General features: G+C 39.8%; 22 protein-coding genes. 12 read left to right on the top strand and 10 right to left on the bottom strand.

The annotated features are described in order from the left end of the window. Window positions 1-28 precede the first annotated feature (28 nt). Complete coding sequence (locus tag PO903_RS04330) at window positions 29-1,357, bottom strand: cryptochrome/photolyase family protein (protein WP_273592704.1); 1,329 nt, start codon at window positions 1,355-1,357, stop codon at window positions 29-31. Window positions 1,358-1,402: 45 nt separating this feature from the next. Continuing rightward, entirely contained in the window at window positions 1,403-2,071 is a 669-nt protein-coding gene (locus PO903_RS04335; RefSeq protein ID WP_273592705.1) for an HAD family hydrolase, read from the bottom strand. Window positions 2,072-2,354: 283 nt separating this feature from the next. On the opposite strand from PO903_RS04335, the gene PO903_RS04340 reads away from it, so the two are divergent. Together PO903_RS04340 and PO903_RS04345 are read left to right on the top strand one after the other, a co-directional pair. Next, window positions 2,355-2,543: a CsbD family protein gene (locus tag PO903_RS04340; RefSeq protein WP_273592706.1), complete on the top strand. Its 189-nt coding sequence runs from the start codon at window positions 2,355-2,357 to the stop codon at window positions 2,541-2,543. A 147-nt stretch (window positions 2,544-2,690) separates the two neighbouring features. Then, window positions 2,691-3,545: a site-2 protease family protein gene (locus PO903_RS04345; protein ID WP_273592707.1), complete on the top strand. Its 855-nt coding sequence runs from the start codon at window positions 2,691-2,693 to the stop codon at window positions 3,543-3,545. Window positions 3,546-3,604: 59 nt separating this feature from the next. On the opposite strand, the gene PO903_RS04350 is transcribed toward PO903_RS04345, so the two are convergent. Further along, on the bottom strand, window positions 3,605-4,276 hold the full coding sequence (locus PO903_RS04350) for an NAD(P)H-dependent oxidoreductase (RefSeq protein ID WP_273592708.1): 672 nt from the start codon (window positions 4,274-4,276) through the stop codon (window positions 3,605-3,607). Window positions 4,277-4,478: 202 nt separating this feature from the next. Here PO903_RS04350 and PO903_RS04355 point away from each other — a divergent pair, with 202 nt between their 5' ends. After that, window positions 4,479-4,886 carry a DoxX family protein gene (locus PO903_RS04355; RefSeq protein ID WP_273592709.1) on the top strand — a complete coding sequence of 136 codons (408 nt, stop codon included), beginning with the start codon at window positions 4,479-4,481 and terminating at the stop codon, window positions 4,884-4,886. Between the two features lie 110 nt (window positions 4,887-4,996). Here the strand turns inward: PO903_RS04355 and PO903_RS04360 are convergent, their stop codons facing one another. Together PO903_RS04360 and PO903_RS04365 are read right to left on the bottom strand one after the other, a co-directional pair. Then, a complete protein-coding gene (locus PO903_RS04360; protein WP_069325748.1) occupies window positions 4,997-5,815 on the bottom strand; it encodes an AAA family ATPase in 819 nt (272 codons plus the stop codon). Window positions 5,816-5,912: 97 nt separating this feature from the next. Continuing rightward, entirely contained in the window at window positions 5,913-6,872 is a 960-nt protein-coding gene (locus PO903_RS04365) for a hypothetical protein (RefSeq protein WP_273592710.1), read from the bottom strand. 266 nt (window positions 6,873-7,138) lie between these two features. Here PO903_RS04365 and PO903_RS04370 point away from each other — a divergent pair, with 266 nt between their 5' ends. The 3 genes from PO903_RS04370 to PO903_RS04380 all read left to right on the top strand — a co-directional run bounded on the left by PO903_RS04370 (window position 7,139) and on the right by PO903_RS04380 (window position 13,619). After that, the gene (locus PO903_RS04370) at window positions 7,139-7,942 is read left to right on the top strand and encodes a VLRF1 family aeRF1-type release factor (protein WP_069325750.1); all 804 of its coding nucleotides are present in this window, start codon (window positions 7,139-7,141) and stop codon (window positions 7,940-7,942) included. A 256-nt stretch (window positions 7,943-8,198) separates the two neighbouring features. After that, window positions 8,199-8,618, top strand: coding sequence for a hypothetical protein (locus tag PO903_RS04375; protein WP_273592711.1), 420 nt, complete (start codon window positions 8,199-8,201; stop codon window positions 8,616-8,618). 18 nt (window positions 8,619-8,636) lie between these two features. After that, window positions 8,637-13,619, top strand: a complete 4,983-nt coding sequence (locus tag PO903_RS04380; protein WP_273592712.1) for a DUF4132 domain-containing protein — start codon at window positions 8,637-8,639, stop codon at window positions 13,617-13,619. Window positions 13,620-13,692: 73 nt separating this feature from the next. Here PO903_RS04380 and PO903_RS04385 read toward each other — a convergent pair whose 3' ends face one another. Together PO903_RS04385 and PO903_RS04390 are read right to left on the bottom strand one after the other, a co-directional pair. Then, on the bottom strand, window positions 13,693-14,892 hold the full coding sequence (locus tag PO903_RS04385) for an ROK family protein (RefSeq protein ID WP_069325753.1): 1,200 nt from the start codon (window positions 14,890-14,892) through the stop codon (window positions 13,693-13,695). Window positions 14,893-15,110: 218 nt separating this feature from the next. After that, window positions 15,111-15,752 carry an NAD(P)-dependent oxidoreductase gene (locus tag PO903_RS04390; RefSeq protein WP_069325754.1) on the bottom strand — a complete coding sequence of 214 codons (642 nt, stop codon included), beginning with the start codon at window positions 15,750-15,752 and terminating at the stop codon, window positions 15,111-15,113. A 279-nt stretch (window positions 15,753-16,031) separates the two neighbouring features. Here PO903_RS04390 and PO903_RS04395 point away from each other — a divergent pair, with 279 nt between their 5' ends. Continuing rightward, on the top strand, window positions 16,032-16,913 hold the full coding sequence (locus PO903_RS04395; RefSeq protein ID WP_273592713.1) for an NAD(P)-dependent oxidoreductase: 882 nt from the start codon (window positions 16,032-16,034) through the stop codon (window positions 16,911-16,913). A 688-nt stretch (window positions 16,914-17,601) separates the two neighbouring features. Further along, on the top strand, window positions 17,602-18,420 hold the full coding sequence (locus PO903_RS04400; protein WP_273592714.1) for a manganese catalase: 819 nt from the start codon (window positions 17,602-17,604) through the stop codon (window positions 18,418-18,420). 68 nt (window positions 18,421-18,488) lie between these two features. Here PO903_RS04400 and PO903_RS04405 read toward each other — a convergent pair whose 3' ends face one another. Then, entirely contained in the window at window positions 18,489-19,046 is a 558-nt protein-coding gene (locus tag PO903_RS04405) for a guanylate kinase (RefSeq protein WP_273592715.1), read from the bottom strand. 143 nt (window positions 19,047-19,189) lie between these two features. Between PO903_RS04405 and PO903_RS04410 the strand changes: the two genes are divergently transcribed. Together PO903_RS04410 and PO903_RS04415 are read left to right on the top strand one after the other, a co-directional pair. After that, window positions 19,190-19,936, top strand: a complete 747-nt coding sequence (locus tag PO903_RS04410) for an ABC transporter ATP-binding protein (protein WP_273592716.1) — start codon at window positions 19,190-19,192, stop codon at window positions 19,934-19,936. After that, window positions 19,933-20,700, top strand: coding sequence for an ABC transporter permease (locus tag PO903_RS04415; protein ID WP_069325759.1), 768 nt, complete (start codon window positions 19,933-19,935; stop codon window positions 20,698-20,700). Before PO903_RS04410 ends, PO903_RS04415 begins: the two co-directional genes overlap by 4 nt. Window positions 20,701-20,782: 82 nt before the next feature. Here PO903_RS04415 and PO903_RS04420 read toward each other — a convergent pair whose 3' ends face one another. After that, a complete protein-coding gene (locus PO903_RS04420; RefSeq protein WP_069325760.1) occupies window positions 20,783-21,709 on the bottom strand; it encodes a DMT family transporter in 927 nt (308 codons plus the stop codon). 271 nt (window positions 21,710-21,980) lie between these two features. Here PO903_RS04420 and PO903_RS04425 point away from each other — a divergent pair, with 271 nt between their 5' ends. Both PO903_RS04425 and PO903_RS04430 read left to right on the top strand, forming a co-directional pair. Further along, window positions 21,981-22,277, top strand: a complete 297-nt coding sequence (locus PO903_RS04425; RefSeq protein WP_069325761.1) for a DUF6509 family protein — start codon at window positions 21,981-21,983, stop codon at window positions 22,275-22,277. Next, the gene (locus tag PO903_RS04430) at window positions 22,277-22,978 is read left to right on the top strand and encodes an NAD(P)-dependent oxidoreductase (RefSeq protein WP_273592717.1); all 702 of its coding nucleotides are present in this window, start codon (window positions 22,277-22,279) and stop codon (window positions 22,976-22,978) included. Before PO903_RS04425 ends, PO903_RS04430 begins: the two co-directional genes overlap by 1 nt. 116 nt (window positions 22,979-23,094) lie before the next feature. Here the strand turns inward: PO903_RS04430 and PO903_RS04435 are convergent, their stop codons facing one another. Next, window positions 23,095-23,544 (bottom strand): hypothetical protein, encoded by a 450-nt coding sequence (locus tag PO903_RS04435; protein WP_273592718.1) that lies wholly within the window; start codon window positions 23,542-23,544, stop codon window positions 23,095-23,097. Window positions 23,545-23,617: the final 73 nt, after the last annotated feature.

Genomic DNA, 23,617 nt, shown 5'->3' on the forward strand with positions numbered 1-23,617 from the left:
CTTATAAAACCTTTTATACAGACACTATTTACACATTATTCACGATTTTTTTGTACGTTTCGATAGCACTCGCACGAGATATTTTAAGATCTACAATCGCATTTTTTTGAGGTTGATGAATTTCTTTCGCAGATAAGTCATTTAACTCTGGCATCCACTCTCGAATATAATCGCCTTCTGGATCATATTTGGTCGACTGAGTCACTGGATTCACGACACGGAAATAAGGAGCCGAATTAATTCCTAATGAAGCACACCACATCCAGTTCCCTCGATTAATCACATTATCATAATCCAATAATTTACGACGGAAATATTGCTCTCCCAGTGTAAACGGACATTGTAGATTTTTGGTCAAAAACATACCTGATAAAATTCGCAAACGGTTGTGTATCCGACCTGTTTCATTTAACTGTCTCATCGAAGCATCAATAACTGGAATACCCGTCTCTCCTTTGTACCATGCTTCAAAGTGCTGATCCGTTAATTCAGATAGATCATACTTGTGTTCATATTTGAAATAATGCTCATCATAGATTGCCTGATACAAATAGAAATCACGGAACGAAATCTGGCGTACCCATTCTTCATGCCCTTGTGCTCGTAGCGCATCATCCAACATCTGCCGAATCGAAATTGCCCCGATGGTCACATGCGGATTCAGGTCACTAGACGGATCAATACTATAATAATCTCGTTCTTCACCATAATTCACCATTTTGCTTTTGATAAATGTCTGCAAGATCGGTTCAGGATCTTCGGCTGGCTCATACTCTTCCAATGCAAAAGGCAACTCAAATTCTGCCGGTAATGTGAGTTCAGCACGAGAGACAATTAAGTCTTTGAGACTGATACTCGACGCATGATTCGGATGCTGATCGAGAAAGTCTAACCATTTGCGGTGAAAAGGAGCAAATACTTTATAAAAGCCATCTTTGCCTGTAAAATCAGTAAACTGCTCGACATCGATTAACATATGATCCACCAATAAAGTAAACGCAACATTGGCTTGATCTGCGACGGCTTTTAATTTGCGATCACGGTCTTTAGCATACGGAGTAAAATCGCGGTGGGTCACCACTTCGTCAATATCGAACTTATTCAACACATGCTCCAATACCACTTCAGGCTGTCCATAAACGATATGTAGTGTTTTATGCTGACTTTGATACAACTTCTGCAAACGATGGACATGACGAAGAAAATTAACCCCACTATGCTCTTTTTCTCTACCTTTTCGCAATAAAAAAGGATCAATAATGAGTAGATGTACACTTTGTGCTTCAGCTTCATGAATATAATTAAATCCGACCAAATCGTGAATACGCAGGTCTTTGCGATGAATAAATAATTTCAAAAGGAATTCCTCCTATAATGTACTTCTGCTACTCTTTATTAGGCATTACCCTTTTGGCGTACTTTCATTCATGCGATCAAGGATTTCAGACAACGTCATATCGGTCATCGATACCAATCGTAGATCATGATGTTCAAAGGGTAAAAATGAAGTCACTGGATTGGGCACAATCGTACAGCGTAATCCAGCTGCTTTGGCTGCGGTTAATCCATTTAACGAATCTTCAAAAGCTAGTGCTTCAGCAGGTGCAATACCCATAGCTGTTACCACTTGTGTATACAATTCAGGATCAGGCTTCACCCGGGTCACATCATCACTGGTACGAATCACTTGAAAATAATCGACCAATCCCAGTCTTGTCAAAAAGCGCTCGATCCATGCTCGATTGGAACTGGTAGCAAGCCCTATGTTCAATCCCAATTGCTGTGCTTCTTCTAAATATTCTTTTACCCCTGCACGAGCTTCCAAATTCTCCATCTTCTGTTGATGCAAAAGACCGACTGCTTTGTCGATTTCTACTGAAATGCCCGGTTGCTTCAACGTTAGATCGATATAATCAAGAAACTCTGTGCCATGCGTGCCGATACTTGGAGCGAATTGTTCTAACGCAAGCTCCATCTCATAGCCGCGAAGCACCTCCTGATAACATTCAAACCATACACTTTCTGTATCCAAAATCAATCCATCAAAATCAAACACTACGGCTTTAATCATCTGTTCTTCCTCCTTGAGTATACGTATCTATTTTTATCTATACACACAACGTTTTTGCTGGTCAATTGTGCTATAAGGGCATGCTCTTTTGTTCTTAAACATTTTGTCTGTTGGTGTAATCTTTTGTCAAACGATTTGTAGCGATTGTTTAAATGGTAATGCTGTCGGGTAATGTTAACTATCAGCCAGTTCGAGCTAAAGCATAGACGACTTGTTGATCATTTAAAAATCATTCCTTTATATTAAATACAAATTCATTCTATTTGAACAGGAGATGTTAATGATGAGTAACGATAACGGTTTGGGCGATAAAGTAAAAGGTGCAGTATCTAAAGCTAAAGGCGAAGTGAAAGATCAAGTAGGTAATGCTACAAATAACTCTTCTCTACAAGCTAAAGGTAAAGTAGATAAAGCTAAAGGCGCAGTACAACAAAAAGTCGGCGAAGCAAAAGACGATCATAACCGCCACTAAGATTATTTTTTAGAACAATCCCCTATAGCATATACATGAATAAATATATTTTTATATAAAAACTCACCCCATTTCATATGAGGTGAGTTTTTTTGTTATACTTTCATTGATATTATTACATACTTCTTTAGAGATAAGGAGCAAACGATGAATAGAACAAAAACTATGTATATCTGGGGATTGATCATTCTGTGTTTAGCTACTTTCCTTTATCTCAAAATCTCTATTCTGAACGTGATCTCTATTCTGCTTATTGTTGGAGGTACATTTTATTCTGCACTACTTATACATGAATTAGGACATTTAATTGTAGGGCTTTGTTTGGGATATCGTTTGAAAAGGCTAGTTGTTGCACCATTGATCTTAGAATTCAATCCCAGCGTGAAAATTAGATTTCAATATTCTGCTACCGAGTGGGCATTATGTGTCATGCAAGTGCTTCTACCTGATTATAAAAAAGGAAGAGTACAATATATTCTTTACCTTGCAGGCGGTAGTATCGCTAATTTTGTAGTAGTTGCTATCAGTTTGTATGTTTATATAACCTCTAATCTATTCCTTGCTATAGGTATCGCTTTTTGCCATTTTGTATTGGGGATTTTGGCTATATTGCCTATTCGTGGACAACATTCTTCGTTTTCAGATGGGTATGGAATACAGATACTTTCTAAAAATAATTCTTTGAGTCGATTTTATTATGATTTACTTCTGGTTACCTATGCACGTATGGATGAATCTAATAAGATACCAATTACAGACACATGCATTGATACATTATATGAACAATTATTAGTATTTATCTCGGGTCAATCGCAAGAGCAATCTGCTAATCATCCACTATTTCCACATGCTGTATTTACACTGACGACAGAACTTATAGCGCAACAAAAATATGAGCAATGTATACACTTAATTGAGCGTGCTCAAGCGAATCAAATTCAATGCGACCCTTGGCAAGAAGAAATGAAGAGCCTATATTCGCTTTCCAAAGCTTCACTTTAATAAACAAAAAAAGACCCGGGAATCCGAGTCTTTTTTTGTTTCTATCTATATTGAAGTTCTTATTTAACCCATTGTACGATTTCGTCTAAGCCTCTTCTTGCTTTAGGACGCAATTCTTTTTCGGTACGGTAACCGAAAGCAGCCATTACACTGACGCCGTATTCGCCGTTACCCATTAGACCTGCATTGCTCAAAATTTGTTCTACCGCTTCTTTTTGGAAGCCTTCGATCGGGCAAGAATCGATACCGATCTCTGCCGCAGCTGTCATCATATTGCCTAGTGCAATATAGGTTTGTTTAGAAGCCCAGTCAAATAAAGCACGTTCGCTTTCAAGCAAGTTTAAGTCTCTTTCTTGGAACTCTTTATAACGAGGAAGAATCGTCTCGAACATTTCTGTTGGCATTTGCTTCACTTCGATCATTTGATCACGCAAATAAGCCGAATCATAACGAACATCGTTACGTGCCAAAATGACAACAAAGTGACTTGCTGTTGGTAATTGACCTTGTGCACCCCAAGTAAATTCACGCAATTGCTCACGTAATTCTTGGTTTTGGATCACAAGGAATTTCCACGGCTCTGAACCGACAGAACTTGGTGATAGGCGACCTGTTTCCAAAATAAACTCAAAATCATCTTCTGAAATTTTTTGTTCAGGATCAAATGCTTTTGTCGCATGTCTTGCTTCATATGCTTGTAGAATCTCTTGTTTACGTTGTTCTTTATTCATGGATATCTCTCCCCTATGGATGTTATTGATTATCTATAATAATATGCACGTTATATAACATACTTACTTTTAAATACCAAAGATAGTATACCGTTTATATGCGTTGTAGTCAATTGGATCACATTCAATTTGTAACGATTGGTTTAATATATACATAAGCTTGTTATTCTACAAGTCAGATGATACTTCAAGGAGATGACTTATGAATACATATCCAACAACCGTCCCTCGTACGAGTGCACGCTATATCTTTGCACTCTTTTTTATTGGAGCTTGTGTGGCTCACTTTATAGAAGTGGATGGATTTGCTAAGCTATTACCTGAATTTGTACCTTTCAAAAATGCACTGATCATCCTGACAGGAGTGATCGAATTAGCGTTAGCGATTATGATTCTTATTCCAGCTTGGCGCAGACGTGCAGGAATATGGACTGCATGGTATCTAGTCCTTATTTTTCCTGCGAATATTTATGCTGCTTTTTACCAGATTCCAGCACCAGGACAAGCGTATACCGATCCAGCCGCTTTATGGATTCGACTGATTTTTCAACCGTTGATGATCTGGTGGATTCTATGGTGTACCCGCCCACCTAAACCGCGTACAGATTGAGAAATAGCTGCCCAGAAATGTATGATTAGAATTCATTATCACTTGTATATTCTCTATAAATACCATAAGAAAAAGCACAGGTCGCTTGATGATCCCTGTGCTTTTTTTATTTATACATACGCATGAACTTTAGGATTATATTCTTCATAGGCAGTCTGTAATTGATGTAATGTTAGAGCACTGTCCTCGATAATCGCTTTACGCTTTGCTTTGAGTACAATCTGTTCAATATCTGCAAAGCTACAACCACTTAGTATCGTAGAGGCTGTATGTTCTAACGTACCGATTGTGGCAAACGAACCGATTAGCAGTTGAATATAATGCTGGCGATCTTGATCGGAAGGCATAGCATAATCCATCTTCGTATCAAAACGACGCCATACCGCATGATCCAATTCATCGGCTAGATTGGTAGCCGCTACTAAAATACTTTCACCTTCAAACTCATCCATACATTGCAATAATGTATTCACAACCCGTGACATCTCTTTCACTTCATCATTATTATCGCGTGTACGAGCAATCGCATCGAATTCATCTAAAAAAAGCACGCATGGAGAAAGACGTGCAAAATCAAATATTTTGCGAATATTAGAAGCAGTTTCTCCTAGATGACTATGAATAATGGTATCCAGACGAACCAGTACCAGTGGCAATTGCAGACGTTCTGCGATGTAAAAAGCAGTCAGCGTTTTGCCTGTTCCGGGTGGGCCAGACATCACTAATTTGTTAGGCATAGGTACATCTTGTTCGATAAACTTTTCTTTCATATCCAAAATCATCATAAACTCATCTATAATACGTTGATTGCATTCATTCAGAACGATATGTCTTACTTTACGAGCACATTCTTTAGGCATATATACGGTAGCCATATCTGTTCCTTTTGCTTTGGGCAGACGGCTGTTATTTTTGTTTGTTTTATTCATACAATCAACAACTCCTTGCTCCACTTTATTAATAGTAATGATTACTATTAAATAGTTTAACAAGTTTTTGTGCGAAGAACCAGTCTTTTCTTTATTTTCACAAAATCTCTTTGGTTTTTACAATCGTATATTTGCCTGATTGGTTGGTAGCGAACTGTATTCCTTTAGATGTGGCTGTATAGTCCGTTATTTTACCTTTTAGATACTTGTGGGTTCCATCTGGATATTCTGCATAGATTGCTAGATGACTAAGCTCTGATTTGGAAAGTTTCTCTTTCGGCAATGGAAGAACAATCCACACATCTTGTGATTGATCCCATTCGGAGACGACAAATTCCAAAGACTTACTAAGTGCACCTTGAGGCGCTGCTGTCTTCTCGTCGGTACCCAAACTGATCGTGACATCTTCTCTGTCCGATTGTAAAGATGTACTAGGCATCGTCATTCTACCGTGCCAGGCTTGAATACTAATACCCAGTTGTGAATTAGCAAACAATTGTTGTGCACGAGCTGTAAATGTTAATTCAAGCTGTGCAGCAGGTGGCATTTCAGGAGGAGCTGGCATACTCAAGTACGCCGTATTTCCTGTATCTCGGCGCAACATATCCACCGTCAGAGCGGCTTCTTTGACATCGATTTTGGCTGTATCTTGCATAGAGGTATTTCCATTGATTTGGCGTTTGACTTGCATGCTAACTGGATGACCTTTTTGATCGGTATGCATCAATGTTTCTGATACAATTGTTGCGACAATCGATTCATAGGGAGAAGTTTCTACTGCCTTATCTTCAGGCATAATATCGGTTGCGCTAGGAGATTCTGTAGGAATCGTAACAACAGGTTCTGATTTATATTCATCTTGAACTTCTGTAAGATTGCCAGATTCATCGGTATTAAGCATCGCATAGGCGATATTATCCTGTTGTGGGTCTGTAGAATGTGAGTGTACAGGAAGAAAAGAAGTCGTTGTAATGGCTACAATTGATATGGAAGCCACGATAGCTGTAGGCGTAGAAATCGTTCTTTTAAGTTTTTGGAAAAGTAATTGCACCTTCATACCGTTGACCTCCTTGGGAGATGATACTTTATACTACGTACAAATGTTTAATATTGATTACATTATAATCTATTTTTCCAAATATATCCTTATGATTTCTACTTTTAGTAAATACTTCCTATTCCTAATCTTGCATATTATACTTCCTATTTGCTTGATATGACTCTATTTTGAAGGCGAAATTTGACTCATAATTCCCATTTAGTGTTTAATTTAACTGGGAACGGGTAAATACAAAGGAACTCTCTTTGAGGAGGTACAAACTAATGGGATTTATGGAAAATTGGAAAGCACTTCAGAAGTACTCTGCTCATGCAGCAGAACGGTTTTTGACCATCTATCTGAACACCGAACCAACTGCCAACACCCAGCCGGAATGGAAGCTACACCTCAAGAACGGTTTTAAAAAGCTTGCTGAATACACTGAAGCCGGTGACGAACGTAGACATTTAGACAGCTTACTTGCTCTACAGTCCAAAGTCGAAGAACGCGTAGAAAACAGTCGGAATGATATGAAAAAAGGTCTGATTATCGTAGCGGATTCATCAGGTGGATTATTCTTTTGTGAAAAAGTACAGGTTGGATTATCCAATGCGTTCTATTACGAAGCTGAACCACGATTGGAAGAATTGCATGCGATCACTTCCAAATGCCCTGCTGCTGGAATCGTGCAATTAAGCAGTGATTCAGTGACTATTATTGACAGCTTACTTTGTGAGATTAACAATGAGTATTACTTTGAATGGGATATTGTTAATGATGAGTGGCGTGAACGTCCAAGTCAGAGCACAAGTGATCTGAAGTCAACGGTGAACAAACAGCGGGAAGATTACAAAGAACGTTGGGAAGTCGATCAAGCTCGTTGGGTCAAACGTTTAACTCCTATTATCGAACGTATGGCACAGGAAAAACAGTGGCAAGAAATTATTCTAAGTGGTGAAAAAGCTGCTGCTTCTCATGTCAAAGAAGCTCTTCATACCACAACGTCTATTCATATTGTTCCCAAAAACTTAAATAATATGAAGTCGCGTGAAGTGTTACAAGAAGCTTATGCTGTGCTTCAATCCTAATATAACAATCTGTTAATAAGATATGTGATAGTGAAAATAACAGCCCTCTATTTGGTGGTTTGTAAGCCGTCAATAGAGGGCTTTTTTAGTAAATAAAAATAGGAACATTTGTTCTAATTTAAATTTTGTGGTATGGTGGATTTAACAGTTGGATTTCGTATACACTTAAAAGATACTCCATCGTTTAACAACGTAGATATAACGTTTATCTATTGTGTATATATACGACGATCCAGAGTAAGGAGGAAATACACTTATGCGTATCTATGTTACTGTCAAAAGTCTTGGTAAACGCAAAAATGCGCTGACACACGAACCTTTGGATATCCCTGTTGCTCCGGCTACCTTACGTGATTTTCTAACCGAAGTGGTCAAAGAAAATGTACGTGCATTTACCGAGCGCCAACAGCATTCTTCACTACTCTCCTACTTAACACCTGATCAAGTTAATGAACAAGGAGAAGCCGGCAAAGTAGGCTTTGGAGTTATACACGATGATCGTACACCCGATGAATCTACGGCGATTGAAGCGGCTTTATTGGCTTTTGAAGATGGATTGTACAAAGTATTTATTCGGGAACAGGAAATCGATCATCTGGATGATGCAGTTCATTTGACTGATGGAGATGATGTGGCTTTTATCCGTTTTACAATGCTTGCAGGAAGCCAATGGTAAGAAAGGGGATTACAAATCATGAGTGAACGCAATTATTATGATGAATATCTTGAACATTTGAAGAAGAGGACTGCTGAACTGACAGGTCAACAACAGCAGATTGCTCAGTATTGTGTACACCTCTATGAGCATACTTATATCACGAACAGTGACGATGAAGTGGATCAGCTGAAACAGATATTAGGGGTGAAAACCGATACTCAGTCGGTATCTTTTGAACCTTTGATTGAAGTTGTGGAACGTTTATCCGATAAAGCTACTGCTGATCTTTTCCGCTATGTGACAGAACATGCAACCGAGTACCCGTATAGTGTTGGTTATACTCGCCGTCCTTACCGTACATCTGATATCTCTTTACATATAGCACCAATCTTATCTCAATTAATCTCTCTCTTTTTCCTAAATGCGTATGAATTTGATCTGCATACGTATTTGACTGAACGTGATTATCCGCTCAACAAAGATTATCGGGTACAAAAAGAAGCGATTGCTATTCATATCGCTTACGCATGGGATCATGATCAACCTGAAGTGAAAAAAGCTTTGCATGAGATCATTTATGGAGACAATCAGACCGCTCTATTCGATCGCTCAATGATTGAAGGGATGCTTATGAGTCATCAACCGGAAGCATACAACATGATCAGCGAATTGCTGATAGCCGCTCGTCTGCAAGAAGGTCTACGTCAAAGTATTGTCGAGCAACTGGACGAAGGTACTTTGGAAGCCACAATGACTTTACTGCGTACTATTATTGAAAATGATCTCATTCGTTATAGTTCTATCGTGCGTGCATTAGGAACATGGACAGGCATCAATCTAGAAGCAACGAATACACGAGTATCCAAGCAACTCATCACACAAGCGTATGAAGCATTAACAGACAGCTCCGTACGAGAAGAATGGTTAAGCAGTGAAAATGCTAAGCATATCTATATGAGCCTGTGGGCAACTGCTGTGCATGAAGAGCAAGATGTCTATGAACGGATTCAACATCTAATGGATACAGGAGCACGTTATCAGAAGATTGTAGCGCTTTATGTCCTTCGTAATAGTCAGAATAAAGATTTGCGCTTACGCATTGCACAACCTCATCTGGCAGAAGAGGATGATGAAATCCGCTATTGGGTACTTGTGAACTACGATTATGAATGTTACTACTCATGGGAAACCATACGCGATATGGCAACACTTCAACTGGTAGTTCCTCGCACTCCTTTGTTAGAAGATAAACAGGTACGTAGACAAGACTTTGAACATTTCCGCAATCTATTTTCAAGTCTGAATGGACGTGAGATTTCATTCCAGTCGAGTGTGCTGGATTTTGTACAGGTGAGCTATTCTGCTGATCTGCCTATCAAAAAAATGCTGTATCTAGCGGCATATGATATGGATGAACAATGGATCAGTGAAATTTTACAGTTAAAAGATAAATTAAGCCCTGATCTACGTGGAACCATACTACAACATTATCTTTCAAATACAGATATGCCGGAACAACGACAGTTTGTATTTGCTTCACTATCAGATAAAAGTATGTCTAATCGTGAGTTAGCTCTGAAACAAGCTAATAAGCTTATATTGAACGATAAGGAATTACAAGATATCGAAAATCTACTCAAACTCAAAACAGGTTCATTGCGTCAAGGTGCGATTCAATTGCTTCTTAATCAACCTGCGGACTCACTAGACACTACAGTTCAGCGTTTAATACAAAGTAAAAGCGAATTGCAACGTTTGGCTGGCTTAGAAACGATCAGTGAATTACAAAGCAAACCTGAACGGTCTGAACAGTATGAACGTTTATTACCATTGCTAGATACGATAGCCAAGCCAACTGCCAAAGAACAAGTCTTGATTGATAAATTAGGATCAACTGATAAATACAATGAAAACAATGGATTTGGATTATTTGATCCTCGAATGATGGATGAATGGTTAAAAGAAAAACCAGCACATCCAGATTTCCTATTGGATCGAGATGTATTTACGATCGACCCTCAACAGATCACCCATTTTCTACAAGGGTTGAACGACTTGGTACATGAACATCGAGATCATGAATATACAGTGGAATACTATAGCGGTTATAAAGAAACGATGTTAATTGGTGATCGACTCAATGGGGGTTGGTACAATCAGACAGAGGATAACAAAACTCCTCAGATCGAACGCTATCCTTTACCTGATGTATGGCAACAGTATCTACAACAAAGTGATCTTTCTGTAGAAGGAATCGTACAGTTGTATTTGTATACGCAATCCGAAATGTATGATCAGACTTTACGTGATCTATACAGCTATTTCTCTGATCAAATGGATTATATGGAGCTAGGGAAATATCGATTGTTGGAAGGCTGGCGACAAACGTTTATCGAGTCTATTTATCCGTTAGAACAAATCTTAACGATCCAAACGTTCTACAAAAATCTTCCGTATCGTCAACAATTGGATGAGTTGATCCGAGCGTATTTGGAAGATAGCGATAAACAAGCGACATTTGCGATGGTACGAGATGCACTGATTACGATGATGTATACGTTCCCTGAAGATCAACTCAAAGAGGAACAAGGGTTGTTCCAATTCTTGACTTCACCGTGGCGCTCGTTAGTACGCAGTCGTCTCTACGATCAAGAATCGTCCATGCAAATGTTCCATATCTTTTATACATTGGAATTTTATTATGGTCAGGATGGTCTACTGGGCACAACGGATTATGCACGTGCTTATGAGTGGGGCAAAATCAGCGATAATGAAATCTATTCCAAAATTATGAGCAGTGATCTCAGTCGCCAGTTTATTCGGGAATTAACATCTCAGAATATTCGATATGCTACTCATATTAATGTAAAAGAATATCCTAAAATGATACCGATTCGAGATGCTGTACTTGCTCGCATTTTGGAAATTGAACTTAGCCGTGGAGAACTGGTTACTGAAGTGACTTCACTGGCGATGAATATTGAACGTGTAGAAGGCACTGATGTATTTGTACGTATTCTCTCGAATCTGCAAAAAGAAACGTTTGTACGCGGGTATATTTACGGATATGGCAATAGTATTACGAAGAAAGAAACATTCAGTTATTTGCTCAAAAACACGTATCCTTTAGAAGGCGAAGATGAGCACAAATTAGAATCGTTACTTCAGCAATATCCGATAGATGACAAGAAATTATTAGAAGCAGCGATGTATGCTCCGCAATGGATTGAAATCATCGCCAAACATCTAGGTTGGAAAGGTCTACGTAGTGCAGCATGGTATTTCCATGCCCATATTAATGAGACTTTCTCAGCGGAAAAAGAAACGATTGTAGCGCATTATTCACCGATTTCTCCACAAGAGTTCAATGATGGTGCGTTCGATATCGTCTGGTTCCGTCAAGCCTATGATGAATTAGGTACAGAACGATTTGATATCTTATATGAGTGTGCTAAATATATCTCGGCAGGCTCGAATCATCGTCGCAGTCAATTATTCGCCGATGCGGTACTTGGTAAGCTTGATCTAGCATCGATTCAACAGTCTGTAGCAGATAAGCGTAACAAAGATCAGTTGCTTGCTTATAGCTTGATTCCACTGGCTTCAGGTATCAAGCGTGATGCTGATATTCGTCAGCGGTATGAATTTATTCAATTGTTCCTCAAGCAAAGTAAAACGTTCGGTGCACAGCGTCGTGCTAGTGAAGGAGCGGTCTCGGCAATCGCACTGGATAACCTGGCTCGTAATGCTGGTTATACCGATGTCACCCGTCTTCAATGGGATATGGAATCACGCAAGTTGGATGATTTGCTGGCTTATTTTGAACCACACGCGATTGAAGAAGGTCTGAACGTCTCGCTAGTGATTGATCATGAAGGGCAGACTAGCTTAACAGCGATCAAGCAAGAGAAACCACTCAAATCGGTTCCAGCACGTCTGAATAAAAATGAATATATTATTCGTCTGAAAGAAGTAAAATCTGAACTAACCGATCAATATCGTCGTGCCCGTCAAGAATTGGAACGTTCGATGACCAACAGCACTACTTTTACAGCAGATGAATTGATCAAATTATCACATAATCCTGTTCTTGCTCCACTGGTCAATACATTGGTGTTACAGGCAGATCAAGCACTCGGTTATCTTGATGGGGAAGCTAGTCTATTGCGCAGTCCAGACGGTACCGCGCATCCTTTGCAATTAGAAGATCAAGTGATTATTGCTCACCCTGTCCATCTGTATGAAAGTGGTCAATGGAGTCTGTATCAACGGGATCTATTTGAGCGTCAGCAACGTCAACCGTTCAAGCAAGTATTCCGTGAATTGTATCTCCCTAACGAAGATGAGCGTGCTAGTGGTAACCTTTCTCGTCGTTATGCTGGATACCAGATTCAACCGAACAAAGCGGTCGCTTTACTACGTGGAAGAGGTTGGACTGTCAGTTACGAAGAAGGCTTGCAGAAAGTCTATTACAAAGAAAATATTATTGCCAATCTCTATGCGCTAGCAGATTGGTTCTCACCTGCGGATACAGAAGCACCTACACTGGAAACGGTACAATTTTATAATCGTTCTAACTATGAACGGTTGCCTTTTGATCAAGTATCGCCACTGATTTTCTCTGAAATCATGCGTGATGTGGATCTGGTGGTCAGTGTAGCTCATGTAGGTGGTGTTGATCCTGAAAGTAGCTTAACCACAATCGAAATGCGTCGTGTGATTGTGGAAGAATCGTTACGTCTACTTCATATCGACAATGTAAAAGTAGAAGGCAACCATGCTCGTATTGAGGGAAGTTTAGGGAATTACAGTGTGCATCTAGGTAGTGCGATCGTGTATCAACAAGCTGCTAGTGCTCTGCATATTATCCCTGTCCATTCTCAGCATCGTGGACGATTATTTTTACCATTTATGGATGAAGATCCGAGAACAGCAGAGATTTTATCTAAGATCGTTATGCTTGCTCAAGATCACAAGATCAAAGATCCACAGATTCTAGCACAACTCAAACCGCAATAAATATCAATAACCCCTATCTTCTTGAGATATTTCCAAGAAAGCTAGGGGTTATTTTTGTATGTTCTTGTGTTTGTTACAGATCCATCTCGTGCCAGACCATAACAGCGGCTCCAGTAGCTACTGCATTTTCTTCTAACAATCCTTTTGAAAATACAGGTCGATAACTATTGGAGTAATAGATATTCTGCTCAGCGACCGCAATGGCTGTATTGTAGAACAGATCATGTGAATTGATGAGCACACCACCCAGAATAATCTTTTCCGGATGCAAAATATTGATCAGATTCGCTAACCCAATCCCCATATACGCCGCTGATTGAGCAAAGATTTCTTTGATATGGTCATTGCCTGTTTCTAACGACTGCACTAATGTTGTGAAATTAATTGCTTCTGGCTTCACGGCGACCTGACTGTCCCACACAGAACGCCCCATTTTGCTACGAGCACGGACTTGTTGTTCTAACGCTTGTACGGATGCAAAAGCTTCTAAAGCTCCATAATTACCTGCTCCATGAAGCCGTGGTCCATCCGTCTGGATAATCATCTGTCCAATCGAACCTTCCATATCGACTGCTCCATGCACCACGTGTCCATTAGACATCATCGCAGACCGTAGACCTGTACCAACATGCACATACAACATATGTTGGATATGTTCATCACGCACCATCCAGTGCTCGCCTGTAAGTGCGGTGTTCGCTCCATTTTCAAGCGTAACTGATAAGCCTGTCGCTTCTTCTAACCAGCGTCGTAGTGGAATGTCTTTCCAACCCGGTGCTGCAAAGTAAAGCGGATTAAGTATTTTGCCTTGCTCACGACTAAGAGGTCCTACTGCACCTACACCCATTCCGATCACCAAGTTATGGGCTATGCCTTGCTCAGATAACATCTGTTCTACTTGTTGCTGTACATGCTGGACTAATCGCTCAGGTGTCATGCTCTCATCCATAGACCAGCGCACCATCGCTAACGGTTGCATCCGCATATCATAAAGCCCCAATACGGAATAAATACGTGAAATATCTAAGCCAAAAATATAGCGAAAATTCGCATTGATCCGATACAAAATCGGTCGTCTTCCACCTGTCGATTGACCGAATCCAGACTCCATAATCCAACCTTCATTTGTCATTTCTTCAAGCAGACGAGTAAGGCTACTGCTAGTCATCTGAAATTCATTCATAATTTCTGCTTTGGATATATCGTCCTGCATCGCAATTCGGTCATAGACTGCTTTTTTGATGGAGGTTACGCCTTTGATATGCTTACCCATAATATCCCACCGTTTTCCCTACAATTCTGATCGGAATTGTTTTTTCACTTATTATATATGGTTTTTACAGGGAATGCTATGTATTTATTGCATCAATATAGAGAAATACGATTGCAAAAAACCTCTTCCCTATGATAAGGAAAAAGGTTTTTTGTGATTGTACAGATGATTGAATCTATCTATAGATTTTCATACATCTATTTTATTTGAAAAGAATATTACTTCGCTTCGCCTACTACACTAAAGCGTTGGTTCACATGTGCAGCTTGCTCTGCTTCGTCTACAATCGCAATCGCATAATCAGCATAGCTAATGTAGCTGTTGCCTTCATTATTAACGATCATTTTTTCTTGACCGGCTGTGTATGAACCTGTACGTGGACCTGATGCATCAAAAAAGGCAGCAGGACTTAAAAATGTCCATTGGATACCGCTAGATGCTTTCAAATCATCCAAGTTTTTGCCTTGATTAGATGCGGTTGCTTTGTAAGCTTCCGGGAAGTCTGGTGTATCGATTAAGCGTACGGATTGAGCATCATCTACATACAAGCTACCTGCACCACCAACTACGATTAAACGAGTATCAGGAGCACCTTTCAAAATCTCAATCAACGATTGACCTACAGTCACATGAGATTCTTCTTGTCCTTGCGGAGCACCATATGCATTCACTACAACATCATAGCCTTTGATATCTTCTGTTGTTAGATCCAATACTTCTTTTTCAACTACATTCACTTTATCTTGTTGTACTTTAGAAGCGTTACGGACGATTGCTGTTACTTCGTGTCCTCTGCTCAAAGCCTCTTCAACGATCAATGATCCTGCTTTACCTGTTGCACCAATAACTGCGATTTTCATATCTAAAACCTCCATTTAATGTGTATGATTCGACGAAATACGTACTTGCTATATGTGTAGCTATCAAGCTGTAATATGCATTAACCCTTACATGTAACAATTATAGTTACAGGTTGCGATAATGTCAACTGTTATGGTCGGATAAAGAAGAACCATTTATAATAAAGCATAAGTTGAACATCATTTGGGTATTCATACATGAGTACCATCAAAAGAATAGCTTTAAACAAATCAGCATCACGATTAGATCATTTTATACTCATCAAAGGAGTGGCAATAATGAAGAATATAGCGTGGATCGGCACAGGTCATATGGGCTTGCCTATGGCTCACAATTTGCTTAAAGAGGGATATAACGTACGGGTATACAATCGCACAATAGAGCGCGCTCAACCTTTAGCCGAAGCAGGAGCAACACTATACGCTTCCCCTGTAGAAGCCATCGCTCAAGCAGAAGCCGTCTTTATCATGCTGACCAAAAAAGAAGCGATAGACGATGTGCTGAGCGGAGAACAAGGTATTCTGAGTCAGCTTCGCGCAGGTACGTATGTGATCAATATGAGCACAATCAGCCCGGAAGAAGCAAAAGAATTTGCCGAGCAGATATCAGCCCAAGGAGCAATCTATGTCGATGCTCCAGTATCTGGTTCTGTTGCGCCAGCAGAGCAAGGCAATCTCGTTATTCTCGCAGGCGGTCAGACGGCAGAGATCGAAGCTTGCCAACCGTTTTTTGATATTTTAGGGAAGAAAACGATCCATTTCGGTGAAGTGGGTAACGGTAGTGCTGCCAAATTATCGATCAATTTATTGCTAGGTATCTCTACACAAGCGATTGCAGAATCGTTATTAATCGCTGAACGTTCTGGATTACAACGCGAACAAGTATTAGAAATGTTCGGTGAATCTGCTGTAGCAACTCCGCTATTAGCGGGTAAAAAAGAGATGTTTATCCATAACGAATTCCCTGCGGCATTTATGTTAAGTCTAATTTCCAAAGACTTGGGCTTACTCACGACTGAAGCGAAGCGGTTAAACCTACAATTGCCACTTGCAGAAGCCGCTGATCGCACGTATCGTGAAGCGAATAATAATGGTAAAGGTGAACTCGATCTAGCTGCTATCTGGCTTGAATTGCAAGAACGCCATCCGAAATCGGAATAAATTTGCGTTATACATGATATATGTAAAAACACCTTTCGTTGAAAAACAGGTATGAAAATACCAGTAAATCAATGCTGAGGTGTTTTTTTTCTATGGCTACAATATTCGGTTATAAACGAGTAGCTGAAACAAAGGATATCTTGCTGGATTGGAATTTCGAAAGCGATGTAAGCTACATCATCTTATTGTTGGAGCCAAAAGGAGTAATAAGTAAAAGAGCTCTTATTTTCGTTTATATATGAGTTATTACCAGAAGTAACAGCTGTGTTAATAGCACAACACTAAAAGGTAAAGCCGTGTTACTCACGACGAATTTCTCTTTTTATCTGTGAACGCTCTATTTGAATTATTAAATATGAGTAGAATCTATGGAGCATACCTAACAATAAAAAAGAATGCTGAGATGAGCTAAAAAATACAGAATATGGGTTTTAAAAAGAATGATTTAGGTAAAAATAGATTGCAGAGTTATCAATGATTGAGACGAATGGGTAACCCTCTAAAACAGTAACAGAATGTTGTAGAAAATGAATCCGTTCCTGCACATTTGAATACTAAAAATCGATAACTCCATGCAAGTAGAAGTGACTCTAATGATGATGGTAGGCATCCAAAAAATGCCATTCCAAAGAACAAAGGCAAGTGAGCTCTAAGGATAAAAACTAAAATCAAATTGGAGGTTTTATTTATGTTTTTTCGCACAGGAGAACTTCAATATTACGCAAAACCGGATGCTCCAGATCCAGTCTTTGCTAAAAAAGTGCAGGAACTGATCGGCGGTCAATACGGCGAAATGTCAGTTGCCATGCAATATTTATTCCAAGGGTGGAGTACAAGAGGAAACGAAAAATATAAAGATCTGCTGATGGATACAGGAACAGAGGAGTTGGGGCATATTGAAATGCTCGCAACGATGGTGGCAAGACTCCTTGAAGGGGCACCTGTTCATGAACAGGAAAAAGCTGCAAGTGATCCAATAGTTGGAGCCATCATGGGCGGCATGAATCCTCAGCACGCCATTGTTCACGGTCTAGGCGCTTCTCCAAAAGATAGCAATGGTGTTCCTTGGAACGCAGGATATATCGTAGCAAGCGGCAACTTGCTGGCTGATTTTCGTGCCAACGTTAATGCAGAATCACAAGGGCGTTTGCAGGTAGCCCGTCTCTATAGCATGACAGATGATAAAGGCGTAAAAGACCTGTTTTCATTCTTATTGGCCCACGACACCATGCACCAAAACCAGTGGCTTGCGGCTATTAAAGAACTAGAAGCAAAAGAAGGTCCAATTGTACCTGGAACGCTTCCGCCAGAATGGGAAGCAACCGAATTTTCTCATACTCTTTACACGAATTCTGAAAGTAGTAAAGAACTGAAATGGATAAACGGGCCAGCACCGGATGGTCATGAATTTAAAATCAGCAAGCCAGAACCGTTTAGCGTGAAGCCAGAACTAAAACCGGCACCGCCACAATCTCACAACTCATTGCCTGAAGACAACCTTAAATAATTTTTTTGAGAGAAAGCCCCAAAATCATGAAAAATGGTTTTGGGGCTTTCTGTTTATCTGTTATCTACTTATGGACGTGCAGCATGAGTGATGCCTTCACGAATAAAGTCAATCACCTTTTCGGCTATACGTAATTGTCCTTCCGAGTTATGAATAATCAGATCACATGCAGATAATGCTGATTTTTCTTGATCATAACTAAGTAGCCGTTGTTCCTGTTCAGCAATACTAACTTTACGATCAAATAATCGCTTTGCCAGTTGCTCCCGATCGGCCAGTACACCAATTAACAATACACGGTCGCCCCATTTGTCTTTGACTATCTTGGCTCCGGGTGCATCCATTACAGTTGAACGTACCTGTCCATCTTTGCCTGCATCTTCAATCGAGCTAATTGATGTTCCATATAGGTTATTGCGATATTCACTCATTTCTAACATCAATCCTTGACGAAACATGAGTTCAATCTGCTCTCTAGTCGCAAAATGGTAATCAACACCATCTTGTTCACCCGCTCTAGGTTGGCGGGATGTCCATGTTACAATTTTGGGTACACCCAGTCTTGCTTGTAATGTGCTTTTACCTGATGCACTAGGTCCCTGAAAAACAACGATTGAAAATGACATTTCAATCCTCCTTCAACACTTACTCTTATTTTCTGTAAAATCAGTATACCAAAAGATACACCTGAGGATGTTTCTATTGTTGCAGAACTATTTATAATAAAAGAGTACGTTAGAAAGATTACGAAAGGATGTTGGAGCGACGAATGACATTATCACATCCATCTGCTTGTGCGGTTCAATTTCAACATATCACCAAATCGTTTGCACATGCTAATCATACGGTGACTGTATTAGATCGTATTGATGGGGATATCAAGCAAGGCTCGATTACTACACTGGTAGGGCCTTCTGGTTCTGGCAAAAGCACATTGCTATCGCTTTGCAATCTACTGATCACTCCAGACACCGGACAATTATATATTCAAGGCAAAGATATACATAGCTGGTCTATTACTGAACTGCGTCGCAATGTAGGCATTGTATTTCAAGATGCTCCCATGGTACAAGGTACTGCTCTTTATAATTTGCAGACCGCTCAGCGCTTACACGGGATCGATATCGGCAATCCTGAGACTCTTATGGAACAAGTAGGGTTATCTTCAAGTCTACTCACACAACACGTACAAGACCTGTCTGGCGGGCAAAAACAGCGCTTAGCACTCGCACGTACACTTGCTAATCAACCACAAATTTTATTGCTTGATGAGATCACTTCTGCACTTGATCCTTCTTCTGTACGAGAAGTGGAACAATTGTTATTAGAAATCAATCGAGAATCAGGGATCACTTTGATCTGGGTGACTCACCAGATGGAACAAGCACAACGTGTTGGACAAGAAACATGGTTTTTGATGAACGGGCAATTGTTAGAACAGCGATCAACCGCTGACTTTTTTGCACATCCACAGACAGAAGAAGCCCGGCAATTTATCAAAGGTGAACTCCAATGACCATTATCGCTTTGACGCTATCTTTGTGTTTTGTACTTTTTGCTGTTGTGTTATCTCGTTCTTTCAAATTAGGGCTAGAAAAAGATGTACTGATCGCTACATTACGAGCTACTATCCAACTGTTAATTATCGGCTATGTGTTGAATTTTATTTTCGGCTTAGAGCAATTATGGGTCGTCGGTCTATTCTTATTGTTGATGATTACAGTTGCTTCACTGAATGTTTCCAAAAAAGGAAAATCGGTTCCGTATATGACGATCAAAGTATTTATTACATTAGTGATTGTCGAGATTGTCACACAAGCATTATTGTTAGGCTTCAACATTATTCCAGCAACTGCCCGTTATATTATACCGATCAGCGGTATGATTATCGGAAATTCGATGATACTGGGAAGCTTGTTAGTCACTCGACTTCGTTCTGAAGTGACACTACGACAACGGGAAATTATTCTCCTTCTATCACTCGGAGGAACGCCAAGACAAGCGATAATGCCTGTACTCAAAAGCGCAGTCCGTTCCAGTATGATCCCTACTATTGATGGTCAGAAAACACTGGGATTAGTCCAATTACCGGGAATGATGACTGGACAGATTATCGCAGGTGCAGATCCGATCACAGCAGTGCGTTTTCAATTATTAATTGTTTTTACAACGATGACTTCAGCGATTATTACAAGTATTTTACTTAGTCTATTTATCGCTCCTAGTCTGTTCAACAAGCAACAACAGTTGCAGACCGAACCTTTAGAATCCTCTAGCTAAATACACAAGGCTATACAAAAAAGACTCCTTGATCGAATGAGCTTCAATCAAAGAGTCTTTTTATTTTTATATTTCTATTGGATTAAGAATGTACTTCTTTGGTGTCGATATTCACAACAGGTGTATGACCTGATTTTTCTTTCGGTGTACGATTGACCAGTAAAATACTAATGACGATCAATACCAGTCCAATAATCAGGTTAACCGTTACCGACTCACCCATAAAGAGTACACTAAGAATAATGGATACTAATGGAATCAAGAACGTGTATGAACCCACTGTGCTTGCTTCACCTGAACCGACAAGACGGAAGAAGCATAACCAGCTTAGTGCGATTGCGAAAATACAGATAAACAGCAATACACCAATAAACGTAGCGTTCCACGTAATGTCTCCCCAGCTTTCGGTTCCTGTGCCGACAGCAGTCATCACGACTCCACCCATAATCAACTGAATAGTCACCAACCAAATCGGATCGACACGGTCGCCTACTTTTTTCACATACACAGTTCCGACACCCCAGCTCACTGCCGATGCCAAAGCCAATACGATACCGATCACTGAAATAGAACCTGAGAAGCCCCCTGCACTAATCGTAGCTACGCCTGCGCAACCTAAGATTAGTCCGACAGCTTTGAGCGGATTCATCGATTCGCCCACCCATAACCAGGATAGGAATCCTACCAATACCGGTTGTAAAAAGACGATCGCTGAAAACAATCCAGCTGGCATATAAGCGATCCCAATGGTCTGACAACCATAAAACAAAATAATATTTAGAATTGCAGATATCGCATAGATTTTCCAAGTCTGCTTCCAACGTAAATCACGCAAACGTGGTAAAGCAACAACCAATAGTAATAACCCTGCAATCAATGTCCGAATACCGGAAAATAAAATAGGAGGTGCATAGTTTAATGCGAACTTGGATAAGGGCCAGTTCACACCCCACATTAAGATCAAAAATGCTAAAAATAGAGCAGTTTGCCCTTTGGATAAAGCCTTCATTCCATTTCTCTCCTCTAAGCCAATCTGGATGACGATCACTTGCGAAAAAGCTGACATGTCATGTATCTTTTGAGTATACAATGCTTTTTACAATTGTTCAATAGACATTAAACATTTGTTCAATCTAAAAGAAGCACACTTTCCCTATCCTCTACTTTCCGGCAATCGTGCTATAATAAGACGGCACTGAGCAATGATAGCGAACTCTATATGTATACCATCACTAGAATAATATAATCGCATCGCTAAAGGATGCAGGAGGAATAGAATTATGGATATTACCAGTTATCAAGTAGAAATGATTAAAGACCCTTTTGAGATTTTGGTAGGTAAACGCTATGAATTTTTTATCGATTTTGAAGTGGATGAAGAAGATGATATTTACTCCGTAAATGGTCTATATATTCGTGCAATCTATAAAGTCCAAGAAACAGGCAATGGTATTGTGAGCTACGATATTATGGAAAAAGGCACAGAACGTGTACTTGATTTCGACCTAGAAGAAGAGGAAGAACAAGAATTAGCAGCATTTTGTGAGCAAAACTGGAAAAACGCTGAGAGTAACTAATGCGTATATTACTGCTTGGTGCTACCGGACGTGTCGGACGATTCGTTTTGCAATATGCACTTCAAGATGGACATGAAGTTACCGTATTAGTGCGTTCTCTGGATAAGTTAAATGTGCAATTGGCAGAATATGCAGAGGATTTGGTAGACTCTTCTAAAAATATGTCAGCGATCAATCACTCTTTACCAATCAGTGAGCAGATTCCAAGTCTGCGTGTTATTGTCGGTGATGTATTGAACAGTAGTGACCTTTATACGGCGTTGGACGGGGTACAAGCTGTCATCAGTACACTGAATACCGATAAAACAAATACGTTATCTGTCAGCACGCCGATGATTGCTGAGCTGATGCAGAAGCAGTCGATTGCGCGCATTATTACAGTCGGTACAGCAGGTATTTTACAAAGCCGCATTGAAGCCGATAAGTACCGCTATGAATCTTCTGAATCCAAGCGCAAAAGCACCCGTGCTGCGGAAGAACACCGGATGATGTATGAGACTTTGCGCGATTCTGGGCTAGACTGGACAGTGGTCTGTCCGACGTACTTGCCTGATGGAGATTACACCGGTGTCTATCGTGATGAGCAAGATGTTCTACCTGAAGGTGGAGCATCGATTTCAACAGGAGATACAGCCTATTTCACGTATCAGCAGTTAAGCGACCCTCGGTATATTGGATATCGAGTAGGATTGGCTTATTAGACTTGGCGTTAACACTTGATTTTTATCAAATGAATAAGAACTGCACATAAAAACCCTGACTTCTATGCGAAGTTAGGGTTTTATGTATTCTATATTGAGTTCATCATCATTCGAAGTTATTTCACTTTGACTTTCAAAGCATATATTACACCATCATTTCCCCATGTACCGTCTACGCCAAATACATATACACCTGGTTTGTTCGGTACAATAATTTGGTTGGATGCTTTATCTATATTTTTAAACTCTGTTTTATTTGGATATTCACGAATTAGAACTTCATCAGGACTTTTTCCATCAAAAGAAAGTTGAATAGTAGCATTTCCTTTGACAAGGGTAGGTTCTTGCTTTTCGGTAGCTTCCCAGGGTCCTCCATACGTCATTTGTCCATTCCAATTGTATGTAGCCACTGTCACAGGGATACTTCTTTTCTGAATAGAATCACTCCATTGTGCATTTAACGCTGGAACCTTATTATAATCCTCTTGGTTACTACAACCGATAATGACACAAATAGAGAAAAGCATATAAAATGCCAAACCAATAGTATATTTATTGATAATCATTGCATCCTTTCTACTCCAATATTCATACAAATGAAACTAATTTTAAAAGCACAAAACCGAACGGATTATTTAT

Origin of the sequence: Paenibacillus sp. PK4536 (assembly GCF_028594455.2) — a bacterium.
GTDB classification, from domain to species: domain Bacteria; phylum Bacillota; class Bacilli; order Paenibacillales; family Paenibacillaceae; genus Saccharibacillus; species Saccharibacillus nuruki.

Coding starts and splice junctions, on each gene's coding strand:
- PO903_RS04335 (WP_273592705.1), bottom strand. CDS start 2,071: ATGATTAAAGCCGTAGTGTTTGATTTTGATGGATTGATTTTGGATACA.
- PO903_RS04340 (WP_273592706.1), top strand. CDS start 2,355: ATGAGTAACGATAACGGTTTGGGCGATAAAGTAAAAGGTGCAGTATCT.
- PO903_RS04345 (WP_273592707.1), top strand. CDS start 2,691: ATGAATAGAACAAAAACTATGTATATCTGGGGATTGATCATTCTGTGT.
- PO903_RS04350 (WP_273592708.1), bottom strand. CDS start 4,276: ATGAATAAAGAACAACGTAAACAAGAGATTCTACAAGCATATGAAGCA.
- PO903_RS04355 (WP_273592709.1), top strand. CDS start 4,479: ATGAATACATATCCAACAACCGTCCCTCGTACGAGTGCACGCTATATC.
- PO903_RS04360 (WP_069325748.1), bottom strand. CDS start 5,815: ATGAATAAAACAAACAAAAATAACAGCCGTCTGCCCAAAGCAAAAGGA.
- PO903_RS04365 (WP_273592710.1), bottom strand. CDS start 6,872: ATGAAGGTGCAATTACTTTTCCAAAAACTTAAAAGAACGATTTCTACG.
- PO903_RS04370 (WP_069325750.1), top strand. CDS start 7,139: ATGGGATTTATGGAAAATTGGAAAGCACTTCAGAAGTACTCTGCTCAT.
- PO903_RS04375 (WP_273592711.1), top strand. CDS start 8,199: ATGCGTATCTATGTTACTGTCAAAAGTCTTGGTAAACGCAAAAATGCG.
- PO903_RS04380 (WP_273592712.1), top strand. CDS start 8,637: ATGAGTGAACGCAATTATTATGATGAATATCTTGAACATTTGAAGAAG.
- PO903_RS04385 (WP_069325753.1), bottom strand. CDS start 14,892: ATGGGTAAGCATATCAAAGGCGTAACCTCCATCAAAAAAGCAGTCTAT.
- PO903_RS04390 (WP_069325754.1), bottom strand. CDS start 15,752: ATGAAAATCGCAGTTATTGGTGCAACAGGTAAAGCAGGATCATTGATC.
- PO903_RS04395 (WP_273592713.1), top strand. CDS start 16,032: ATGAAGAATATAGCGTGGATCGGCACAGGTCATATGGGCTTGCCTATG.
- PO903_RS04400 (WP_273592714.1), top strand. CDS start 17,602: ATGTTTTTTCGCACAGGAGAACTTCAATATTACGCAAAACCGGATGCT.
- PO903_RS04405 (WP_273592715.1), bottom strand. CDS start 19,046: ATGTCATTTTCAATCGTTGTTTTTCAGGGACCTAGTGCATCAGGTAAA.
- PO903_RS04410 (WP_273592716.1), top strand. CDS start 19,190: ATGACATTATCACATCCATCTGCTTGTGCGGTTCAATTTCAACATATC.
- PO903_RS04415 (WP_069325759.1), top strand. CDS start 19,933: ATGACCATTATCGCTTTGACGCTATCTTTGTGTTTTGTACTTTTTGCT.
- PO903_RS04420 (WP_069325760.1), bottom strand. CDS start 21,709: ATGAAGGCTTTATCCAAAGGGCAAACTGCTCTATTTTTAGCATTTTTG.
- PO903_RS04425 (WP_069325761.1), top strand. CDS start 21,981: ATGGATATTACCAGTTATCAAGTAGAAATGATTAAAGACCCTTTTGAG.
- PO903_RS04430 (WP_273592717.1), top strand. CDS start 22,277: ATGCGTATATTACTGCTTGGTGCTACCGGACGTGTCGGACGATTCGTT.
- PO903_RS04435 (WP_273592718.1), bottom strand. CDS start 23,544: ATGATTATCAATAAATATACTATTGGTTTGGCATTTTATATGCTTTTC.